The sequence below is a fragment of the Nocardia sp. NPDC004168 genome (assembly GCF_040610355.1).
Taxonomy (GTDB): Bacteria; Actinomycetota; Actinomycetes; order Mycobacteriales; family Mycobacteriaceae; genus Nocardia; species Nocardia sichangensis.
Map to the genome: position 1 here is coordinate 184,020 of NZ_JBEXME010000005.1, position 17,386 is coordinate 201,405.

The window sequence follows — 17,386 nt, forward strand, 5'->3', positions numbered from 1 at the left end:
ACCTGCACCGGTTCCGCGCCCGCGCGCTCAGACGGTCGCGACCGGAGCCCCTGCGCCGGTCGCGCCGACCCGGCGACGCCGCCTCGGCGCCAGTAGGGTCGGGTGCTTCACGGACCAGGCCGCGAGCGAGCAGATCAACTCCTTCACGCGGGCGGCCTTGCGGCCCACGTCGACCTTGGAGGTCGGCTGATCCTCCTTGGTCACCTTCTGCACGATGGCATCGCGGCGGCCGAGGCTGATGCACTGGCTGTTGTAGCCGATGGGGGCATCGGGAATCTCACGTCCGGTCAGCCGAGCGGCAATGGCATCGGCGCCCAGCCAGGCCATCGGGGAGGCGGTGGCGCAGCCCATGCGCAACATCCTGCCACCCACTCCCGCGGCGTGCGCGGCATCGCCGACGGCGTATACATCCGGGTGCGAGACCGAGCGCTGGGTAGCGTCGACGACGATCCGCCCGGTCTCGGAGACGGTCAGAGTGCTGGCGGCCGCGATCGGGTGCACGGCGAATCCCGCTGTCCAGACGGTCATTTGCGAAGGGATCTGCGCTCCCGATCGGGTGACCACGCCATCTTCGGTGACCCTTATGACGTCGGCGTGCTCGTGGACGGTGATACCGAAGCGTTCGAACGCGCCGCGCAGGTGGCTCTGTGCCTTCTCGTCGAGCCAGTCGCCGACGCCGCCGCGCGCGGCCATCGCGACCTTCAGATCCGGGCGCGCCTCGGCGATCTCGGTGGCGACCTCGATACTGGTCAGGCCACCACCTACGATCAGCACGGTCTCGCCCGCCCGCAGCCGGCTCAGACGTTCCCGCAGCCGCAGCGCCGCCTGCTTGCTCGCCACCTGGTGGGCGTGTTCGACAACGCCGGGCACGCCGAAATCGGCGACGGTGCTGCCAAGGGCGTAGACGAGTGTGTCGTAGGCGAGGGTCTCGGCCCCCTGATCGCCGATCAGTTCGACGGTCTTGCGGTCGGCGTCGACCGAATCGACCCATGCGATGCGCACCTGGACGCCGGTGCCCGCGAACATCTTCCGCAGTGGACGAACCGGCAGGTCCTGCCCGGCGGCGAGCTGGTGCAGGCGCACCCGTTCGACGAAGTCGGGATCGGCGTTGACCAGGGTGATCTCGACGTCGTCGCGGTGCAGTCGCTTGGCCAGGCGGCCGGCTGCGGTGGCTCCGGCGTACCCGGCTCCGAGGACGACGATGCGGTGCTTCATGGTGTTGCTCCTGTCTCGGTGGGTTCGGAGCTTGAACCGGACAGCCGCACGAATGCTGACAGGAGCAGGGTGTGATGTGGGTCACCATAAATCGGGCAGGGGTTCTCCCGGTGCGTAGGTGGCCCACTGGCGATTGGCGAATGCCAGCTTGTCGGGGTTGACGTGGGCGTGCACGGCGGCGATGCCGTCGGCGGTCACCTCCAGCACCACGACGCCGACGATGCGATCCTCGGCCACCAGGATCAGCGCGGGCCTGCCATTGACGATCGCGGCGAAGGGTGTGGGCTTGCCGCCGAGCTTGTCCCACTTGGCACCCGTAGGTTTGATGGCCAGCCGCACGAACATCGCGATGCGCTCGGCGCCGACGAGCGGCCTGTTCAAGGTGGCGAAGAAGGCGCCGCCGTCACCGATGATGGCGGCGTCATCGGTGAGTAACCGCACCAGCTCGTCGGTTCGTCCGCTGACCGCCGCGGCCAGGAATTCCTCCACGATCCGGCGGGCGGCGGTCTCGTCCACCTCGATACGCGCCCTTTCCACGGCCAAGTGCTGTTTGGCGCGGCGATAGACCTGCTGGCAATTCGATTCTGTGATGTCGAGCAGGTCGGCGATCTCGTGGTGCGAGTAGCCGAAGGCCTCGCGCAGTACATACACCACGCGTTCCTTGGCGGTGAGCCGTTCCATGAGCGTGAGCATGGCGATCGACACCGATTCGCGTTGTTCGACGGTGTCGGCCGGGCCCAGCATCGGGGCGCCAGCCAGCAGCGGCTCCGGAAGCCATTGCCCCACATAGGTTTCCCGGCGCGCACGGGCGGAGGTGAGCTGGTTGAGGCAGAGATTGGTGAGCACCTTGGTCAGCCACGCCTCGGGCGTCTCCACGTATTCGCGGTCGGCGGCCTGCCAGCGCAGATACGTCTCCTGCACCGCGTCCTCGGCGTCGCCGGCCGAGCCCAGCAAGCGGTAGGCGATCGCTTCCAGGCGACCCCTGGAGCGTTCGAACAGATCGGCCTCGCGCGTGAGCAACATGTCGGTCATGGTCGGCCATGCGCACCGGTCGTGTCCAGCGGTAGCGGTCCCCAACCAGCTTGCTCGGAGGCGTCGCGCACGTGCCGGCCGCGACCGGGAACTCGCACTCGCCGACAAGCAGCTCATCCTTCAGCACAACGCTCGGGGGCGTATCCGGCTTCGACATGCACAGTGCCGCCGGCACAATATTGTTCGGTCGAGTCACGGTCGCAGGCCAGGACCGGTGGACTGAACGCGTTCGTCCTCGAAGTCCAGCCGGTAGACCGCGGGCATCGGCATGGCGCGGCTGAATGCCCAGTCGACCTCGCCGCGACCGAACGCGATCAGCGCCCGGGAGATGAACGTCCCGTGGCTGCCCACGACGACGGTCCGGCCGCGGTGCCGGTGCGCCAGCGTCGTCAGGATCGCCGCGGCCCGGTCGGACAACTGTCGCAGGCTCTCGCCACCGGGCCTGGCGAGCGACGGCTCGGCCCAGTTTTCACAGTAGTAGCGCGCATAGTCGGGTGTCGGGCCGATCCCGGACTCCCACTCGCGCAGATCGTGGTCGGTTTCGATGGGCAAGCCGGTGCGACGTGCGAGCGGTTGGATGGTTCGGACTGCGCGGAGGTAGGGGCTGGAGAAGATCACGGTGGGCGACAGGGCTGCCAGGTCGGTGACCAGCAGCTCGGCTTGTTGTTCGCCTGCCGCGGTCAGTGACCGCTCGTAGTCGCCCGGCCCTCCCGCGCGAGGGGTGAACGGCTCAGCGTGACGGACCAGGACGAGAGTGGAGCGGGCAGTGTGCCGGGTAGCGATTCGTCGCACCACATCGGGAAGCAACGTGTGTTCGGCGTGCAGCACCCGCGCGCCGAGTGTCTCGACGGTGTCACCCGGCTGGACCGGTACCTCTACCTGGGCGATGATCTGTCCGGTGTCGTATTCGTCCGAGACGAGGTGGACGGATACGCCGCTGACGGGATCTCCGGCGTCGAGGACGGCTTGATGCACGTGCCCGCCGTACATACCGGGGCCGCCGTGTCGGGGCAGCAGTGCGGGGTGGACGTTGATGATCCGTCCGGAGAACTCCGCTCTGGTGCGCGGCCCGATCTTCTTCAGGTATCCGGCGGTGACCACCCAGTCGGCCGAGTACTCGACGAGCGCGGCGCGGATGGCTTCGTCGGGGTCGTCGTGGGTGCGTCCGGACAGGTGGCGGGCGGGAATCGCGTTGTCGCGGGCGTAGCGCAGCGCACCGGAGTCGCTGTTGTTGCTGATGACGAGCACGATCCGGAACCGTGCGTCCGCCACAAGGGAAGCTCGGTGCAGCGCACGCAGATTGGATCCGTTGTGGGAGGCGATCACCGCGACGCGAAGTTCCGGCACGGCTTCGTAGTCTGGCACAGCGAACTCGCCATGGTCGGTGTGATCGACGCTGGGCGTCGCGGAGGGCGAAGCGGCCGGGTTCGCTTCTCTGCTGCGGGTTGCGAACTCGAACGGCCGGGCCACAGGCAGGTCAGCGAAGGTCTTGCGGCCGGTGGGCGTGATCTTCGACGGATGCGGGCCACTGATCGATCCGAGCCTGCGGGGTGCGGCGGCGGGATCGCAGGAGGTCGCGGAAGCCGCGATCGGCGCGCAGTTGCGAATGTGCGCGTGCCGCATAGTGTTCGACGTGGCGGGCGGTGGGATGCCTGCGCCGGGCTTCGGCGAGCCATCCGGTGGCTTGGCGGAGGGCTTCGGTGCGGGTAAGGGGTGGGTCGGTGGGGAGCAACAGGGTGGCGTGGTCGGGGTCGACGACGATCGCGGAGCCGAGGTGTTGCAGGCAGCGGCCGATGCCGAGGTCGTCGTCGAGGGCGCGGTAGGCGGTCAGGGCGAGCTGCCAGCAGCGCAGGGCTCGGCGGGGTTCGCCGCGGGCCCACCACATCGTGCCCATGGTCTCGTGGGTCTGCGCGCGTCCGTCGGGATCGAGGCCGGCGCGGGTGAGGGACTCGGCGAGTTCGAGACGATCCTGCGCGGCGTCGAGGCGTCCTTGCCGGATGTGCACGACGGCGAGATTGATCAGGGCGCACACCTCACCGGCGACGTCGTCACGCGGCAGCAGCCACCACGCGGTCTCCAGCTGCTCGGCCACCTTGTCCAGCACCGGCGAGCCGGCGTCCAGCTCCCGCAGCGCCGCCTGATGTTCCCAGCGGGCGGCCAAGCTCGTCGACAATCGCCGCGGCCGGTAGCCGCGCGGCCGCTCGGTGAGCCGTCCCGCCCGCAACAACAGCAGATCGCGGTTCAGCTCGTCGGTTTCGGGAAGCGAGCACAGATCGTCGGCCACTCCGCGCCCGTTCTCCCCCAGGCCGATACGCGCGTACCACACGTCCAACGCGTTGCCGATGTCGACCAGGTGCGCGACGGCCGCCGGGGGATAATCCACACCTCGAGCCGGTGGATCCGGAGAATCCGGTGGATTCACTCGAGCCGCGCACGCGTCCACCAGGGCGCGCAGGTACGGTTCCTCGGTTTCGAACCAGCGGCGAGCGCCCACCGCGAAACGCCGTGACTCCAGCGCGATGGCCCAGCGCCCCGCGCGGTCGGCGTAGTGGTGCAGCAGCGCGGTGAGCGCCGCGGCCCACTGCGGTCCGGCGGTGACCGTCGCTCGATCCGGCAGCCTGGGCACTTGTCGCACGCACCACCGCTGGGCACCGTGCCCGGCGAGAATTCCGCGGCGGTGCAGACCGTCCAGCAGTCTCGCCGCGGTGCGGGCCGAGGGTTCCCGTGCCAGCGGCAACCGTCCCGGCGTGTCCCGAATGGCGTTGAGCACCGCCAGCAGCGCGACGGTTTCATAGTCGTGCACCGGCAGGTCCCGCAGGACCGCGGCGATGAGATGCCCGTCGAGCGCCGCGACCGTCCGTCGCGGCGGCGCGGCTTCCCGTGGCCTCCGGTCGGCGAGCGCGGGGCCCGGCTCGATGAGACCGGCGATGAGGTCCATGTCGCGGGCGGTGCGCATCTTGGTGCGATACCCGCGTGCGAACCGGTACAGCGCGTAGGTTGCCGCCGCGGCGATGAACAGCACCGACAACCAGCGCAGCGGCCCGTTGAAGAACTGCACGACGGCGTTCTCGCCGAACGAATTCACCACCAGGGTGCGCACCAGTTCGAACAACACCGTGTAGGCGACCAGCGACGCGGTGCCAAGGAACCCGATCCAGATCGAGGATCTGGGTGTGGCGGTCTGCCCGACCGGTTCGGTGTGCTCGGTCGAGGTGCTCACCCGATTCCTCCCTCGCCGCCGGCGGCTCGCGTCATCGCAGCACTCCACCGGTCAGGCCCGGCACCACCCAGCGCCGCCAGGTCACCAGCAGCAGCGCCACCGGCAGCACGGCCGACGCCAGCGATCCCGCGGCCAGTTGCGCGCTGTTCTCGCCGAATTGCCGTGCTCCGCCCCACAGCAGCAGCGACCACGGGCTCGCGCCCGCTCCGCTGACCACGAGGCCGATGAAGAAGTCGTTCCACACCTGCACGAACTCCAGTACCGCCACCGCTCCCAGCGCGGGTCCGGAGGAGGCCAGCACGCGCTGGGCGATGGTCCCCGGACTGGCCAGTCCGTGCAGTGCGTCCGCGGCGGTGCTGCCCGGCGGGGACAGCATCGCGCCGCGCAGCACGAGGATGGCGATCGGCAGTCCGGCGGCGGCGTGCACGAGGATCAGCGGGATGCGGGTTCCGGACAGTTCGTACGTGTCGACGAGACCGTCGATCGGCCCGAGGTAGGTCTGTGCGGGCATCACCGCCAGCACCACCAGCGCTACGACGGCCAGTCGTGCGGCGGTGCCGTTGGGTCGCAGCGCGGCCAGCCGGTAGGCCACCGGCGCGGCGGCGGTGACCACGACCACCGTGACGATCCCCGCGACCCAGGCGGTGGTCTGCAGCGAACGCCACAGTCCGTCGTCGCCCGACACCAGAGCTATGGCCGAGAAGCCGAAGCCGTCGTGCGTACGCAACCCGGTATAGGCGAGCACGCCGATCGGGTACAGCACCAGCACCGACACCAGCACGATGCCCGCCGCCCGCACCGGACCGATGCGCCGCCGTCCCGCCACCGAGATCGCGCGCACCGCCGACCAACTCGCGCGGTGATGGCGTACGTCCACTTGCAGCAGCCAGGCGACCGCGCCCACGAGTACAGCCAGCGGCAGCGCGTAGGCCGCCGCCGCGCCGGGCTCGGCGTCGGCGGCCAGCCGCCACCAGTGCACGGTCGCGCTGTCGACCTGGTATTCGAGCGCCCCCGGCACCCCGATCAGCACCACGTCGAACACCCGCGCGGCCGCGACGCCGACGGCCAGTCCGGCGATCAGCAGCACCGGCCGCAGCAACTCGTACAGCCGGACCGCCAGCGGTCTGCCGTCGTCGCGGTAGAGGTACCCGGCGCGCGCCGGATCGGCTTCGATCGCATGGATTCCCGCGCGGAACAGCGCGGTGAGGAAACCCAGCCAGGTCCACAGGAACGCCGACCCGAGCATCGCCGCCAGCCACCACCGGTAGAGCCCGACGTCCTCGATGTCCAGCCACCGCGCGCCGTTGCCGAAGATCACCCGGAACGCCACCCCGGACACGAACGCCGACACCCCGAACGGCACGATCAGCGGCAGCCACAACCAGCGCGCCGCCCGGCCCCACCAGGCGATCGCCAGCGCCGCGAGCAGCAGCCCGATCCCGAACGCCACCCACAACAGTGTGCGCAGGTACGCGCCGCGACCGTCGGCGTTCATCGTGCCGCCCAGCAGCCACAGTCCGGCGATCGTGGCACCGATCGACGACGGCCACAGCAGAATTCGGATCCACGGCACACCCCGCCGCCTGCGCAGCGCGGCGGGCAGCAGCGCACCGGTCGCCGCGACCGCGCACGCGAGCACCGACAACGGGCTGGCCCGGGCGGCGATCAGCACGGTCCATCCCGCCGGTAGCACCAGCAGCGCCACCGTCAGCAGCGTCGCCGGCAGCCCGGCCACCCAGCCCAGCCAGCGCCGTGGCCTGCCGCCCGCGACCAGCGGCCCGCGCATGCGGCGGGTGGCCAGCTCGATGCGCAGACCGTTGACGTCGAAATCCGGAGGCATTGTCATCGGCCCCGCCGATCGACGTCGTCCAGCGCGGCGATGGCACGGTCGGTGGCCTCGGTCGTTCGCGCCTGCCCGCCATCGCCGATCGCGATGAGGAACTCCGTCAGCACCCGCCACAATCCTTCCCGTCCGCCCACCGGCCCGATCCGGTCGGACAGATCGAAGGTGCTGCGCGCGGCGAGCTCACCTGCCGAGGGCGCCAGCAGCGGCGAGTAGTCCGCCTCGGTGCGCAGGTTCGGGGCGAGAAAGCCGCCGTAGCGCTCGATCCACGGCAGGGGGGCGCGAGCGGCGGCCAGTTTCTCGACCAGTTCGTCCGCGCGCGGGGTCGCCTGCCGCGTCACCACGATCACGTCACCGCCGACGATCTTCGGCCGCCCCGGCGCGGTGTCCACCGGCGGGAAGGCCACCACCCCGACGGCGTCGTCGATCTCGCGCCCGGACGCGCGGACCGCGCTGCGCACGATCGGTTCGGCGAAGTCCGGCGCCACGACCGCCGCGGCCCGGCGATGCTGGAACACCTCTCGGATGGCGTCGGAGAACTGCCTGGTCAGCGCGACGCCGACGCCACCGGGGAACGCGTGCCGCTGTCCCCACAGAATCCCTAGATGACCGAAGGCGGCCCGCACCGCCGGGTTGTCCCATTCCCGTTCCCGGTGGTTCTTGGAGGCCAACTCGTCGTAGATGCGGGGTGATTCGGCGAGCAGGACGTTCTCGAAGAAATCGGTGAGCACCCAGCCGTCGGCGGCGGCCAGCGCCAGCAGGCGGGTCGGCGTCTGCGCGATCACCTCCATCCGGTCGACCCAGCCGTCGAGCGTCCATGCCGCCGGCTCACCCAAGCCGTGGGTGTCGAACTGTTGGCGGTCGAACCACACCAGCGATTTGTCCGCGGCTTTGAACGGCACACCGTAGAGCCGACTCTGGTAGCGCAGCAACAGTTGCCAGGGTTGGGCGTAGCGGGTGCCGAGTTCATCGGCCCACACCGTCTCGGCGAGGGGCCGCAGTTTGCCCGCGTCGGCGAGTTCGCGCACCCGCCCGGCTTGCGGAAGCAGCACCACGTCCGGCGCGGAGCGGCCGCCTGCGGTGAACGCGGTGTCGGTGTTGTCGCCGAGGGGGATGACCTCGACCTCGAAGCCCAGGTCCAGCCCGTCCAGGACGGCGTGGAAGGCGGCGAGTTCCTGGCCGCTCCAGGACACGCCGACGCGCACCGCGTCCGAGCTGCCCAGCAGCACCTCCGGCGCGCACGCGGCAGCCAGCGGGAGGACCATTCCCGCTTGCAGCACCGCTCTGCGCGTCCCCATCGACCCCCGATGTCATTGCGTGCCAGTCGAACTCGATTATGCGTCAGAGTCGTCGCGCCGGTGGCCGCTTCGAAAACTCTCGTGCGCGGGCGCGGACGCCTCTGCTAGCGTCACCGGCATGGAGCGCGCAGCTGTGACGACGACGCCGGAATTCGTCCCGGCGCGCTGATCCACGTTCATTCCAGCTCCGGGGCGAGTGCCCCGGGGTTTCGTCTCGTGGTCACTCGCCCTGTGTCGACGAGGAGACCATCATGCCCGACCACCGCGGCCTCGGCCGTGCGCTGAATCTGTTCGACACCGACCCGCTCATCGGCGCGGGACTGCCGTTCTGGCTGCCGGACGGCGCGGCCGTGCGCCACGCCCTCGAGGATTACATCCGCGCCGCCGAACGCCGCGCGGGCTACCACCACGTGTATTCGCCGGTGCTCGGCAAACGTGAACTCTACGAATTGTCCGGACACTGGGAGCATTACCGCGACGAGATGTTCCCTCCGATGGATCTCGGCGGTGAGCAGGTGGTGCTGCGCCCGAGCCTGTGTCCCCATCACGCGCTGCTGTTCCGCTCCCGTGCGCACAGCTATCGCGAATTACCCCTGCGCATAGCGGAATTGGGTGGCATGTATCGCTCCGAGCTCTCTGGCGTGCTGGGCGGATTGACCCGGGTGCGCGGGATCCAGCTCAACGACGCGCATATCTTCTGCACCCTCGATCAAGCCGCCGACGAGGTCGCCGCAGCGCTGGCGATGATCGCCGACGCCTATGCCGCACTGGATATCCGCGCCGCCCGCTACCGGTTGTCGCTGCCCGGTCGCGGCGGGAAATACGTTGCCGCTCCGGGTTTGTGGGAGCGGTCGACCGCCGTGCTCACCGCCGCCTTGGACGAGCGCGGCCTGCGTTACGACGCGGTGGACGGCGAAGCCGCGTTCTACGGCCCGAAGATCGACGTGCAGGTGCGCGACAGCGCGGGACGGGAGGCCACTCTGTCCACCGTGCAGGTCGATTTCCATCAACCGGAGCGGTTCGATCTGCGCTACACCGGCGCCGACGGCGTCGCGCACCGTCCGGTCATGGTGCACCGCAGCATCATCGGCAGCATCGAACGGGCCGTGGCCCATCTGATCGAATGCCACGGCGGCCGGTTCCCGGCCTGGCTGGCGCCGACCCAGGTGGTCGTGCTGCCGGTGACCGAGGCCCAGCACTGCGCGGCCGCCCGATTCGAACGCCGTTGCCGCGAGAGCGGGCTGCGGGTGGCGGTCGCGCCGCCGGATCGCGGCAGCCTCGCCGCTCGCATCCGGGAGCACCGGCTCGCGCCGTATCAGGCGATCATCGGCGCGGAGGAACTCACCGCCGACCGTGTGGCGTTGCGGCTGCGTGACGGCCGCCGCCTCGACCCGTTGCCCGCCGCCGAAGCGCTCGACCGCATCGCCGCTCTGCTCGCCGCCCACAGCGCGGCATTGTGGGACGACTGCTGACGGGATCGCGGCGGCAGCCCGGGTCGGCATGATGTGAGCCTTGCCACAACGTGGTACGTGCGCGTACCGTACGGGTGGTACATCGAAGTACCACACGAGGAGGTGGGCGTATGCCCGCTGTGCGACTTCCCGACGGGCCATCCACCCCGCCGATCGTGCAGAACCTGCAGATCCTGACCGGGCGCACCCGGACCTGGCGGCGCATGCACGACCGTTACGGATCGGCCTTCACCATCCAGATGCCCCGATTCGGGCGGTCCGTCGTACTCGCCGACCCCGCCGAGATCAAAGCCCTGTTCACCGCGAGCGCCGACCTCGTCGACAACATCGACATCAACCTCGGTCAATTCCTCGGCCCCGGTTCGCTGTTCGCGCTCAGCGGGAACGAACACCGCAAGCAGCGCAAACTGCTCACCCCACCCTTCCACGGCCGCAGACTGACAGTGTACGAATCGCTCATCGAAGAGGAAGCCGTCCACGAGATGGCCTCGTGGCCCTCGGGCCGCGAGTTCGCGACGATGGACTCGATGATGCGGATCACGCTGAACGTGATCCTGCGCGCGGTCTTCGGCGCCGAAGGCGCGGATTTCGAAGAACTGCGCCGACTGCTGCCCAGACTCGTCCTGATCGGCTCCGGTCTCGCCGCGATCCCGGTTCCCCAGCGGGCGCTGGGCCGGTTCGGCCCCTGGGCCCGCTTCGCGGCCTACCGCCGCCGCTACGACGAGATCGTCGGACAACTCATCGACCGCGCCGCCAGCGACCGGATCGAGGAGCGCGACGACGTGCTCGCGATGATGCTGCAAGCGCGCTACGACGACGGCTCGGCCATGTCACACAGTGAGATCGCCGACGAATTGCTGACCCTGCTCACCGCCGGACACGAGACGACGGCGACCACGCTGTCGTGGACGATCGAGCGGCTGCGCAGGCACCCGGATATCCTGCGCCGCTTGGTCGCCGAAGCCGACGCGGGCGGATCACAACTGCGCGAGGCGACGCTGCTGGAGGTGCAGCGCGTGCGGCCGGTCATCGACGCGACCTTCCGGCAGGTCCGGGCCGAAACCCTGCAACTGGGCCGGTGGACCCTGCCCAAGGGCCAGAAGGTCGTGGCCAACATCCGGTTGATGCACGACAACGAGGAACTCTTCCCCAATGCCCGCGCCTTCGACCCCGACCGATTCGTCGGCGTGCGCCCGGGCACATTCAGCTGGATCCCGTTCGGCGGCGGCAGCCGCCGCTGCATCGGCGCCGCGTTCGCCACCATGGAGATGAACGTCGTGCTGCGCACGCTGCTGCGCGATTTCACGCTCGAACCCACCGATGCCCGCGACGAGCGCACGCACTTCCGCGGCGTCGCGCTCGTCCCGGCCGAGAAGGGCCGCGCCGTGGTGCACCGCCGCACACCGCCGTCCAGTGGGCAAGCGCTCGACCGCACCGCCGAGGCGGCGGTATGAGCGAGCAGTTCGCCGAAGTCGGCCGCGGCGTCACCCTCGCCTACGAGCAGCACGGCTCCGGCGGTGTCCCACTGCTGTTGATCGCCGGATTGGGTCAACAGTTGCACGAGTGGCCCGACGGGTTGTGCGAGCTCTTGGTCGCGCGCGGCTGCCAGGTCATCCGTTTCGACAACCGGGACGTCGGCCGCTCGACGCACGCGAATTTCCCGCCACCGGCGCCGGTGCAGATGCTGCGGCGGCGCTGGCATCGCGAGCAGTACACGCTGGCCGATCTGGCCGCCGACACCGTCGGATTGCTCGACGCGCTCGAGCTGCCCTCGGCGCATCTGGTCGGCATGTCGATGGGCGGAATGATCGCCCAGACCGTCGCCGCCCACCATCCCGCCCGGGTCGCATCCCTGACCTCGATCATGTCCACCACCGGCGCCGCGCGGGTCGGCCGCCCGGCCTGGTCGACCTGGCGGTTGATGTTCGCCCGACCGGCACGCACCCGCGACGAGCACATCGATCGCACCGTGCGCATGTACCGGCACATCCGCTCGGCCGGATACCCCTTCGACGAGTCCGCCGTGCGCGCGCGAGCCGCCCGCACCTGGGATCGCGACCCCAGGCCCGCAGCGGGCGTCGGCCGGCAATTGGCGGGCATCGTGAAATCCGGTGACCGGACCCGCGAACTGCGCGCGGTCACCGCCCCGACCTTGGTGCTGCACGGCGACCGTGACCGGATGGTCGCCCCGACCGGCGCCCGCGCCACCGCTCGCGCGATCGCGCACGCACGCCTGCACAGCCTCGCGGGTATGGGCCACGACCTGCCCGCCGCGGTGTGGCCGACACTCGCCGACCTCATCCACGAACACATCCGCACGTCCGAAAGCAGGAGCATCGATGCCCCGCACCCGTAGGCCGTTATCCGGCCGCCCGGTCATGATCACCGGCGCGGCCTCCGGGATCGGCCGCAGCCTCGCCCGATTGCTTTCCCGCACCGGCTCTCCCGTCGCGATCGCCGATATCGACCAGGCCGGGCTGAAGGAGACGGCGGCGTCGCTGACCGGGCCGGTGCTGACCCGCGTCCTGGACGTGCGCGACGCCGCCGACCAGCTCGCCTTCGCCGACGAAGTCCGCGACTGGCTGTCCGCGCCGCTGGCCGCGGTGTTCAACAACGCCGGTGTCGCGGTCTCCTCCTCGGTGCTCGACGCCGTCGCCGAAGACGACGAATGGCTGCGGCGCATCAACTTCGACGGAGTCGTCAACGGCACCCGCGCCTTCCTGCCCATTCTCGTCGAGCAGGACCACGGCGTGATCGTCAACACCTCCAGCGTGTTCGGGCTGCTGGGCATGCCCAACCAAAGCGCCTACTGCGCGGCCAAATTCGCCGTCCGCGGGTTCACCGACGCCCTGCGCCAGGAACTGCGCGGCACCGGGGTATCCGCGGTGAACGTCCACCCTGGCGGCATCAGCACCAACATCGCCCGCAACGCCCGCGTCCGCAAGGACCCCGAGGGCCGGGGCCGGACGCACGAGCAGATGGCGGCGGAATTCGAGACCATAGCACTGACCACGCCGCAGAAGGCGGCCGAAATCATCCGCCGCGGAGTGGAACACGGCAAGTCCCGCATCCTCGTCGGCCCCGACGCCTACCTGTTCGACGCCCTGGCACGGGTGACACCCACCCACTACTACGGTGTGGTCGCGCTGCTCGAGCGCAGCCTGCGCACCCGGGAACCGAAAGGAGCACGGGTATGAGCGAACACCTCGACGTCCTCATCATCGGAGCGGGCCTGTCCGGCATCGGCGCGGCCCACCACCTGCAGGCCGCCTTCCCGCACCGCACCTACGCGATCCTCGAAGCACGCGACACTCTCGGCGGTACCTGGGACCTGTTCCGCTACCCCGGAGTGCGTTCGGACTCCGACATGCACACCCTCGGATATCGATTCCGCCCCTGGACGCAAGCCGAAGCCATCGCCGACGGTCCCGCGATCCTGCGCTACATCCGCGAAACGGCCGCCGACGCCGGCATCGACCGGTTCATCCGGTACGGGCACCGGGTGACCGAAGCATCCTGGTCCAGCGCCGAGTCACGCTGGAAGGTGTCGGCCGAACACGACGGCGGCACCCGCGAATTCACCTGCGACTTCCTGCTCGTGTGCAGCGGTTACTACCACTACGACGAGGGCTACACCCCGCAGTTCGCCGGCATCGGCGACTTCCGCGGACAGCTGGTGCATCCGCAGCACTGGCCCACCGACCTCGATCACGCGGGCAAGCGGGTGGTCGTCATCGGCAGCGGCGCCACCGCGGTCACCCTGGTACCCGCGCTGACCGACACCGCCGCGCACGTGACGATGCTGCAACGCTCCCCGACCTACATCCTGCCCGTGCCCGCCCGCGACGCCCTGGCCAACCGGCTGCGCGCACTCCTGGGACCGAAACGGGCCTACACCGTGGTCAGATGGAAGAACGTGCTGGTCAGCACACTGATCTACCAGCTGAGCCGACGGCGGCCCCGGCAGATGCGCAGATTCATCCGCAACCTGACCGTCAAGCAACTGCCCGCAGGCTACGACGTCGACACCCATTTCAAACCCGTCTACCAGCCGTGGGATCAGCGGCTGTGCCTGGTGCCGGACGGCGACCTGTTCCGCGCCATCCGCGACGGCCGCGCCACGGTGGTCACCGATCGCATCGACCGGTTCACCGCGACCGGGCTGCGCCTGGCATCCGGCCGCGAGCTCGACGCCGATGTGGTGGTGACCGCGACCGGGCTGCGACTGCTCGCGCTCGGCGGCCTGCGCCTCACGGTGGACGGACACGAGGTCGCACTGCAGCACACCATGGCCTACAAGGGCATGATGCTCAGCGGAGTGCCGAATTTCGCGTTCACCATCGGCTACACCAACGCGTCCTGGACACTGAAAGCCGATCTGGTCAGCGAATTCGTCTGCCGACTGCTGCGGCACATGGACGCAGGCGGCTACCGGCAGACCACCCCGTGGCCCGACCCCGCCGTGACACCCACACCGCTGCTGGACTTCCAAGCCGGTTACGTATTGCGCGACATCGACCGATTCCCCAAAGCGGGTTCGCGGGCTCCGTGGCGGCTGGGCATGAGCTACGCCCACGACGTGCTCACCCTCCGCTACGGCCGCATCGATGACGGCACCATCCGCTTCACCCGCGGCGGCACACCCTCCGACGACGACCAGACGATGGCATCGGCACACGATTCCGGGCAATCCACAGCCTGACATCCGGCCGCGGACTCGGGCCGGACGCGACGAACCGAAAGGAGTAACTAACCTGATTCTCGTGACCCGCGCCGCGCCCGTACCCCGCACCTCCGCCGACAACGGCACGGATTCGGGGTTCCGCCGCCGCCTGCTCGACGCCATGGCCGCCGCCGTGCGCGAACGCGGCTACCAGGACTCGACCGTCGCCGACGTGGTTCGTTATGCCCGCACCTCGCGCCGCACCTTCTACGAGCACTTCACCAGCAAACAGGACTGCTTCATCGCCCTGCTCAGCGAGCACCACAAGGACATGATCCAGCGGATCGATGCCGCGGTCGACCCGCACATGGCTTGGCGCACCCAGGTGCGCCAAGCCATCGAAGCGTGGATACGCACCGCCCAGCAAGAGCCATCCCTCACTCTCAGCTGGATCCGTGTCGTTCCCGCCCTCGGTGACGACACGCGCCAGTTGCAGCGCGAGGTCGGCGAGTCGTTCGTGGCGCTCATCCAGAAGCTCGCCGACACACCCGAATTCGCGGCCGCCGGACTACGGCCGCCGTCCCGCCAAGTGGCGACCATCCTCTTCGGCGGCTTCCGCGAACTCATCGCCACCACCGTGGAAGACGGCGACGACATCGCGGACATCATCGACGTGGCAGTCGAATCCGCGATCGGGCTGATCGGCCCCCACCGCTAGCGCCCGGCCGCGCTCACCGCGCGGCGTCGACGAACGCCCCATCGGTCAGCACCGGCACCACCCCGCTGCTGTCGAGTTCGGTGGCCGCCGCGACATCCTGCGCGAACCCGCCCTCGGCGAGTTCGCGGCCGGAGGCGCAGTCCCGGATCAGCGCCGCCACATCGGCGATCCCGCCGTACGCCACCGCGGCGGCGTGCGCTTCCGGAGACAGCGGCCCGACTGCGCTGCGCGCCAGTGCCGCGGCGACCGCCCCCGCACCGAGCCAGTCCTCCACCGCTGGCCGCAGCCCGTCGCGGCCGGGCCAATGCTCACCTGCCGCGATCACGGCGACCGGCTGGCGCGCGCTTCCCCATCCTCGCCCGGCGATCCAGCGAGCGACCGCGCTCGCGTTGCGCAGGCACGCCGCGACCACCGGCACACCGCTGACGGCCGCGGAGATGGCCGAACCATTGGGCGAGGGCAGCACGAGCCGCTCGGCGACCGGCGCGCACCGCAACGCCGCCGGAGACAGCGACCACGGCTGCCGCTCCGATACCGCCCGCCGCCCCACCGCCAGCTCCGCGCCGTGCCGCGCGGCGAACTCCGCCGCACCGCCGTCCCGCCACGGATAGGGCAGCACTCGCGTCCCGGCTTCGACCGCGACCGACACCGACGTTGTGAACGACAGGACGTCGACCACCACCACACACGCGCTCCCGGGCCCCAGCGCCAGCGCACCGGTCAGCCCCCACTCCAGCCGCACCCCCCACGGCTGCTGCCGCGCCCACTCCGCGATCTCCGCCACGAACTCCCCTCCCGATCGACACTGCCGAGGTCTGCCACGAATGACGCTGTCCCCCGCTGGACCAGGGCGAACGCGTACTCGCCCCACATGAACGGGTCCCCGCCGCCCGGCCCGGCGAACTCGGCGACCGACGCTCGGCTCAGCCCTGCTTGGGCCGGTCGGGCCGGTAGAACCACTCCTCCAAACCGAAATCCTCCCGAATCTTCTTCTGGTCCACGAGGAACTGCTTGGTTCCCGTCAGCAACTGGATGCCCAGCGGCGCGAAGATCTCGTCGGGAATGTAGCTCTCACGCGCGGTGGCGCGCACCACCGCTTCCGGCGATTTCGACTGGGACACCTCGTAGTTCACGTAATCGTCCCAATGCGCCTTCGCATACCGGTTGGCCTCGGCGATCACCGACTGCCACGCGGCACCGAACTGCGGATGGCTGTCGAGGAAGTCCTGGCTGCTCACCGAGGAACTGGTACCCGCGAGATCGGGATGATTGTCGTGAATCGAGTCGACCTGGTGGAAACCCTTGGCCAGGAACGCGTGGAAGAACGACGACGGGTTCACATCCGGCAGCGCGACCGCCGCGATATCGCCGCCGTTGAGCGGAGCCTCCGCGTCGGTGGCCAGCAGATGCACCAGCTGGGCCTGGATGCCCTCGGCCTTCAACGCACCCTGCAGATACCGATCGATGTAGGAGCCCGACTGCACGCCGATCTTCTTGCCCGCCAGATCCTTCAGCGTCCGGATCGCCGGATCCTTGGCCACCACGCCCGCGTTGTAATCCACCGCCGCGATGGCCAGCAGCCGCGTCTTCAACCCGCTGCCACGCGCGACCAGAGCAGGCGTGTCACCGTAGGTGGCGACGTCGAGGCGGCCGCCGACCAGCGCCTGGTTCAGGTCGGGACCGTTGGGGAAGCTGTAGACCTCGATGGCGTCCACCCCCAGCGGCTTCAGCGCGGGCAACAGGGCTCCGCGCTGATGGGCGAAGCCGACCGGCCCGGTCAGCACGTTGCCGGTGCCGATGGTGCCGATGCGGAGGGTCTTGATCTCGGCGCGGGTCGCCGAGCCCGCGTCGTCCGACCCGCAGCCGGTGAGAACCAGCAGCAGGGCGGACACGACAGCGGGCACGATCAGCCGGAGTATGCGCAT

The 17,386-nt window shown here is 69.8% G+C and carries 14 protein-coding genes; 6 read left to right on the forward strand and 8 right to left on the reverse strand.

Translation table 11 applies throughout. The features are described 5' to 3' along the window. Positions 1-27: 27 nt before the first annotated feature. The 6 genes from ABZW96_RS12695 to ABZW96_RS12720 all read right to left on the reverse strand — a co-directional run bounded on the left by ABZW96_RS12695 (position 28) and on the right by ABZW96_RS12720 (position 8,608). Entirely contained in the window at positions 28-1,215 is a 1,188-nt protein-coding gene (locus ABZW96_RS12695; protein WP_355074055.1) for an FAD-dependent oxidoreductase, read from the reverse strand. Between the two features lie 81 nt (positions 1,216-1,296). Beyond that, a complete protein-coding gene (gene sigJ, locus ABZW96_RS12700; RefSeq protein ID WP_355074057.1) occupies positions 1,297-2,238 on the reverse strand; it encodes an RNA polymerase sigma factor SigJ in 942 nt (313 codons plus the stop codon). 201 nt (positions 2,239-2,439) lie between these two features. Continuing rightward, complete coding sequence (locus tag ABZW96_RS12705; RefSeq protein ID WP_355074059.1) at positions 2,440-3,594, reverse strand: formyltransferase family protein; 1,155 nt, start codon at positions 3,592-3,594, stop codon at positions 2,440-2,442. A gap of 130 nt (positions 3,595-3,724) precedes the next feature. Continuing rightward, complete coding sequence (locus tag ABZW96_RS12710) at positions 3,725-5,467, reverse strand: tetratricopeptide repeat protein (RefSeq protein ID WP_355074061.1); 1,743 nt, start codon at positions 5,465-5,467, stop codon at positions 3,725-3,727. A gap of 31 nt (positions 5,468-5,498) precedes the next feature. Continuing rightward, positions 5,499-7,313, reverse strand: coding sequence for a hypothetical protein (locus ABZW96_RS12715; RefSeq protein WP_355074063.1), 1,815 nt, complete (start codon positions 7,311-7,313; stop codon positions 5,499-5,501). Then, complete coding sequence (locus ABZW96_RS12720; protein WP_355074065.1) at positions 7,310-8,608, reverse strand: ABC transporter substrate-binding protein; 1,299 nt, start codon at positions 8,606-8,608, stop codon at positions 7,310-7,312. Before ABZW96_RS12720 ends, ABZW96_RS12715 begins: the two co-directional genes overlap by 4 nt. 251 nt (positions 8,609-8,859) lie before the next feature. Between ABZW96_RS12720 and thrS the strand changes: the two genes are divergently transcribed. The 6 genes from thrS to ABZW96_RS12750 all read left to right on the forward strand — a co-directional run bounded on the left by thrS (position 8,860) and on the right by ABZW96_RS12750 (position 15,461). Further along, the gene (gene thrS / locus ABZW96_RS12725) at positions 8,860-10,080 is read left to right on the forward strand and encodes a threonine--tRNA ligase (RefSeq protein WP_355074066.1); all 1,221 of its coding nucleotides are present in this window, start codon (positions 8,860-8,862) and stop codon (positions 10,078-10,080) included. Between the two features lie 110 nt (positions 10,081-10,190). Continuing rightward, entirely contained in the window at positions 10,191-11,534 is a 1,344-nt protein-coding gene (locus tag ABZW96_RS12730; protein ID WP_355074067.1) for a cytochrome P450, read from the forward strand. Then, positions 11,531-12,436 carry an alpha/beta hydrolase gene (locus tag ABZW96_RS12735; protein WP_355074068.1) on the forward strand — a complete coding sequence of 302 codons (906 nt, stop codon included), beginning with the start codon at positions 11,531-11,533 and terminating at the stop codon, positions 12,434-12,436. The genes ABZW96_RS12730 and ABZW96_RS12735 overlap by 4 nt, the downstream gene beginning before the upstream one ends. After that, positions 12,420-13,277: an SDR family NAD(P)-dependent oxidoreductase gene (locus ABZW96_RS12740; RefSeq protein WP_355074070.1), complete on the forward strand. Its 858-nt coding sequence runs from the start codon at positions 12,420-12,422 to the stop codon at positions 13,275-13,277. Before ABZW96_RS12735 ends, ABZW96_RS12740 begins: the two co-directional genes overlap by 17 nt. Further along, positions 13,274-14,782: an NAD(P)/FAD-dependent oxidoreductase gene (locus ABZW96_RS12745; protein ID WP_355074071.1), complete on the forward strand. Its 1,509-nt coding sequence runs from the start codon at positions 13,274-13,276 to the stop codon at positions 14,780-14,782. The genes ABZW96_RS12740 and ABZW96_RS12745 overlap by 4 nt, the downstream gene beginning before the upstream one ends. A gap of 61 nt (positions 14,783-14,843) precedes the next feature. Further along, a complete protein-coding gene (locus tag ABZW96_RS12750; protein WP_355074073.1) occupies positions 14,844-15,461 on the forward strand; it encodes a TetR/AcrR family transcriptional regulator in 618 nt (205 codons plus the stop codon). Between the two features lie 13 nt (positions 15,462-15,474). Here ABZW96_RS12750 and ABZW96_RS12755 read toward each other — a convergent pair whose 3' ends face one another. Together ABZW96_RS12755 and ABZW96_RS12760 are read right to left on the reverse strand one after the other, a co-directional pair. After that, entirely contained in the window at positions 15,475-16,245 is a 771-nt protein-coding gene (locus ABZW96_RS12755; protein ID WP_355074075.1) for a 2-phosphosulfolactate phosphatase, read from the reverse strand. Positions 16,246-16,384: 139 nt separating this feature from the next. Next, entirely contained in the window at positions 16,385-17,386 is a 1,002-nt protein-coding gene (locus ABZW96_RS12760) for an ABC transporter substrate-binding protein (RefSeq protein ID WP_355074076.1), read from the reverse strand.

Coding starts and splice junctions, on each gene's coding strand:
- ABZW96_RS12695 (WP_355074055.1), bottom strand. CDS start 1,215: ATGAAGCACCGCATCGTCGTCCTCGGAGCCGGGTACGCCGGAGCCACC.
- sigJ (WP_355074057.1), bottom strand. CDS start 2,238: ATGTTGCTCACGCGCGAGGCCGATCTGTTCGAACGCTCCAGGGGTCGC.
- ABZW96_RS12715 (WP_355074063.1), bottom strand. CDS start 7,313: ATGACAATGCCTCCGGATTTCGACGTCAACGGTCTGCGCATCGAGCTG.
- ABZW96_RS12720 (WP_355074065.1), bottom strand. CDS start 8,608: ATGGGGACGCGCAGAGCGGTGCTGCAAGCGGGAATGGTCCTCCCGCTG.
- thrS (WP_355074066.1), top strand. CDS start 8,860: ATGCCCGACCACCGCGGCCTCGGCCGTGCGCTGAATCTGTTCGACACC.
- ABZW96_RS12730 (WP_355074067.1), top strand. CDS start 10,191: ATGCCCGCTGTGCGACTTCCCGACGGGCCATCCACCCCGCCGATCGTG.
- ABZW96_RS12735 (WP_355074068.1), top strand. CDS start 11,531: ATGAGCGAGCAGTTCGCCGAAGTCGGCCGCGGCGTCACCCTCGCCTAC.
- ABZW96_RS12740 (WP_355074070.1), top strand. CDS start 12,420: ATGCCCCGCACCCGTAGGCCGTTATCCGGCCGCCCGGTCATGATCACC.
- ABZW96_RS12745 (WP_355074071.1), top strand. CDS start 13,274: ATGAGCGAACACCTCGACGTCCTCATCATCGGAGCGGGCCTGTCCGGC.
- ABZW96_RS12760 (WP_355074076.1), bottom strand. CDS start 17,386: ATGCGCATACTCCGGCTGATCGTGCCCGCTGTCGTGTCCGCCCTGCTG.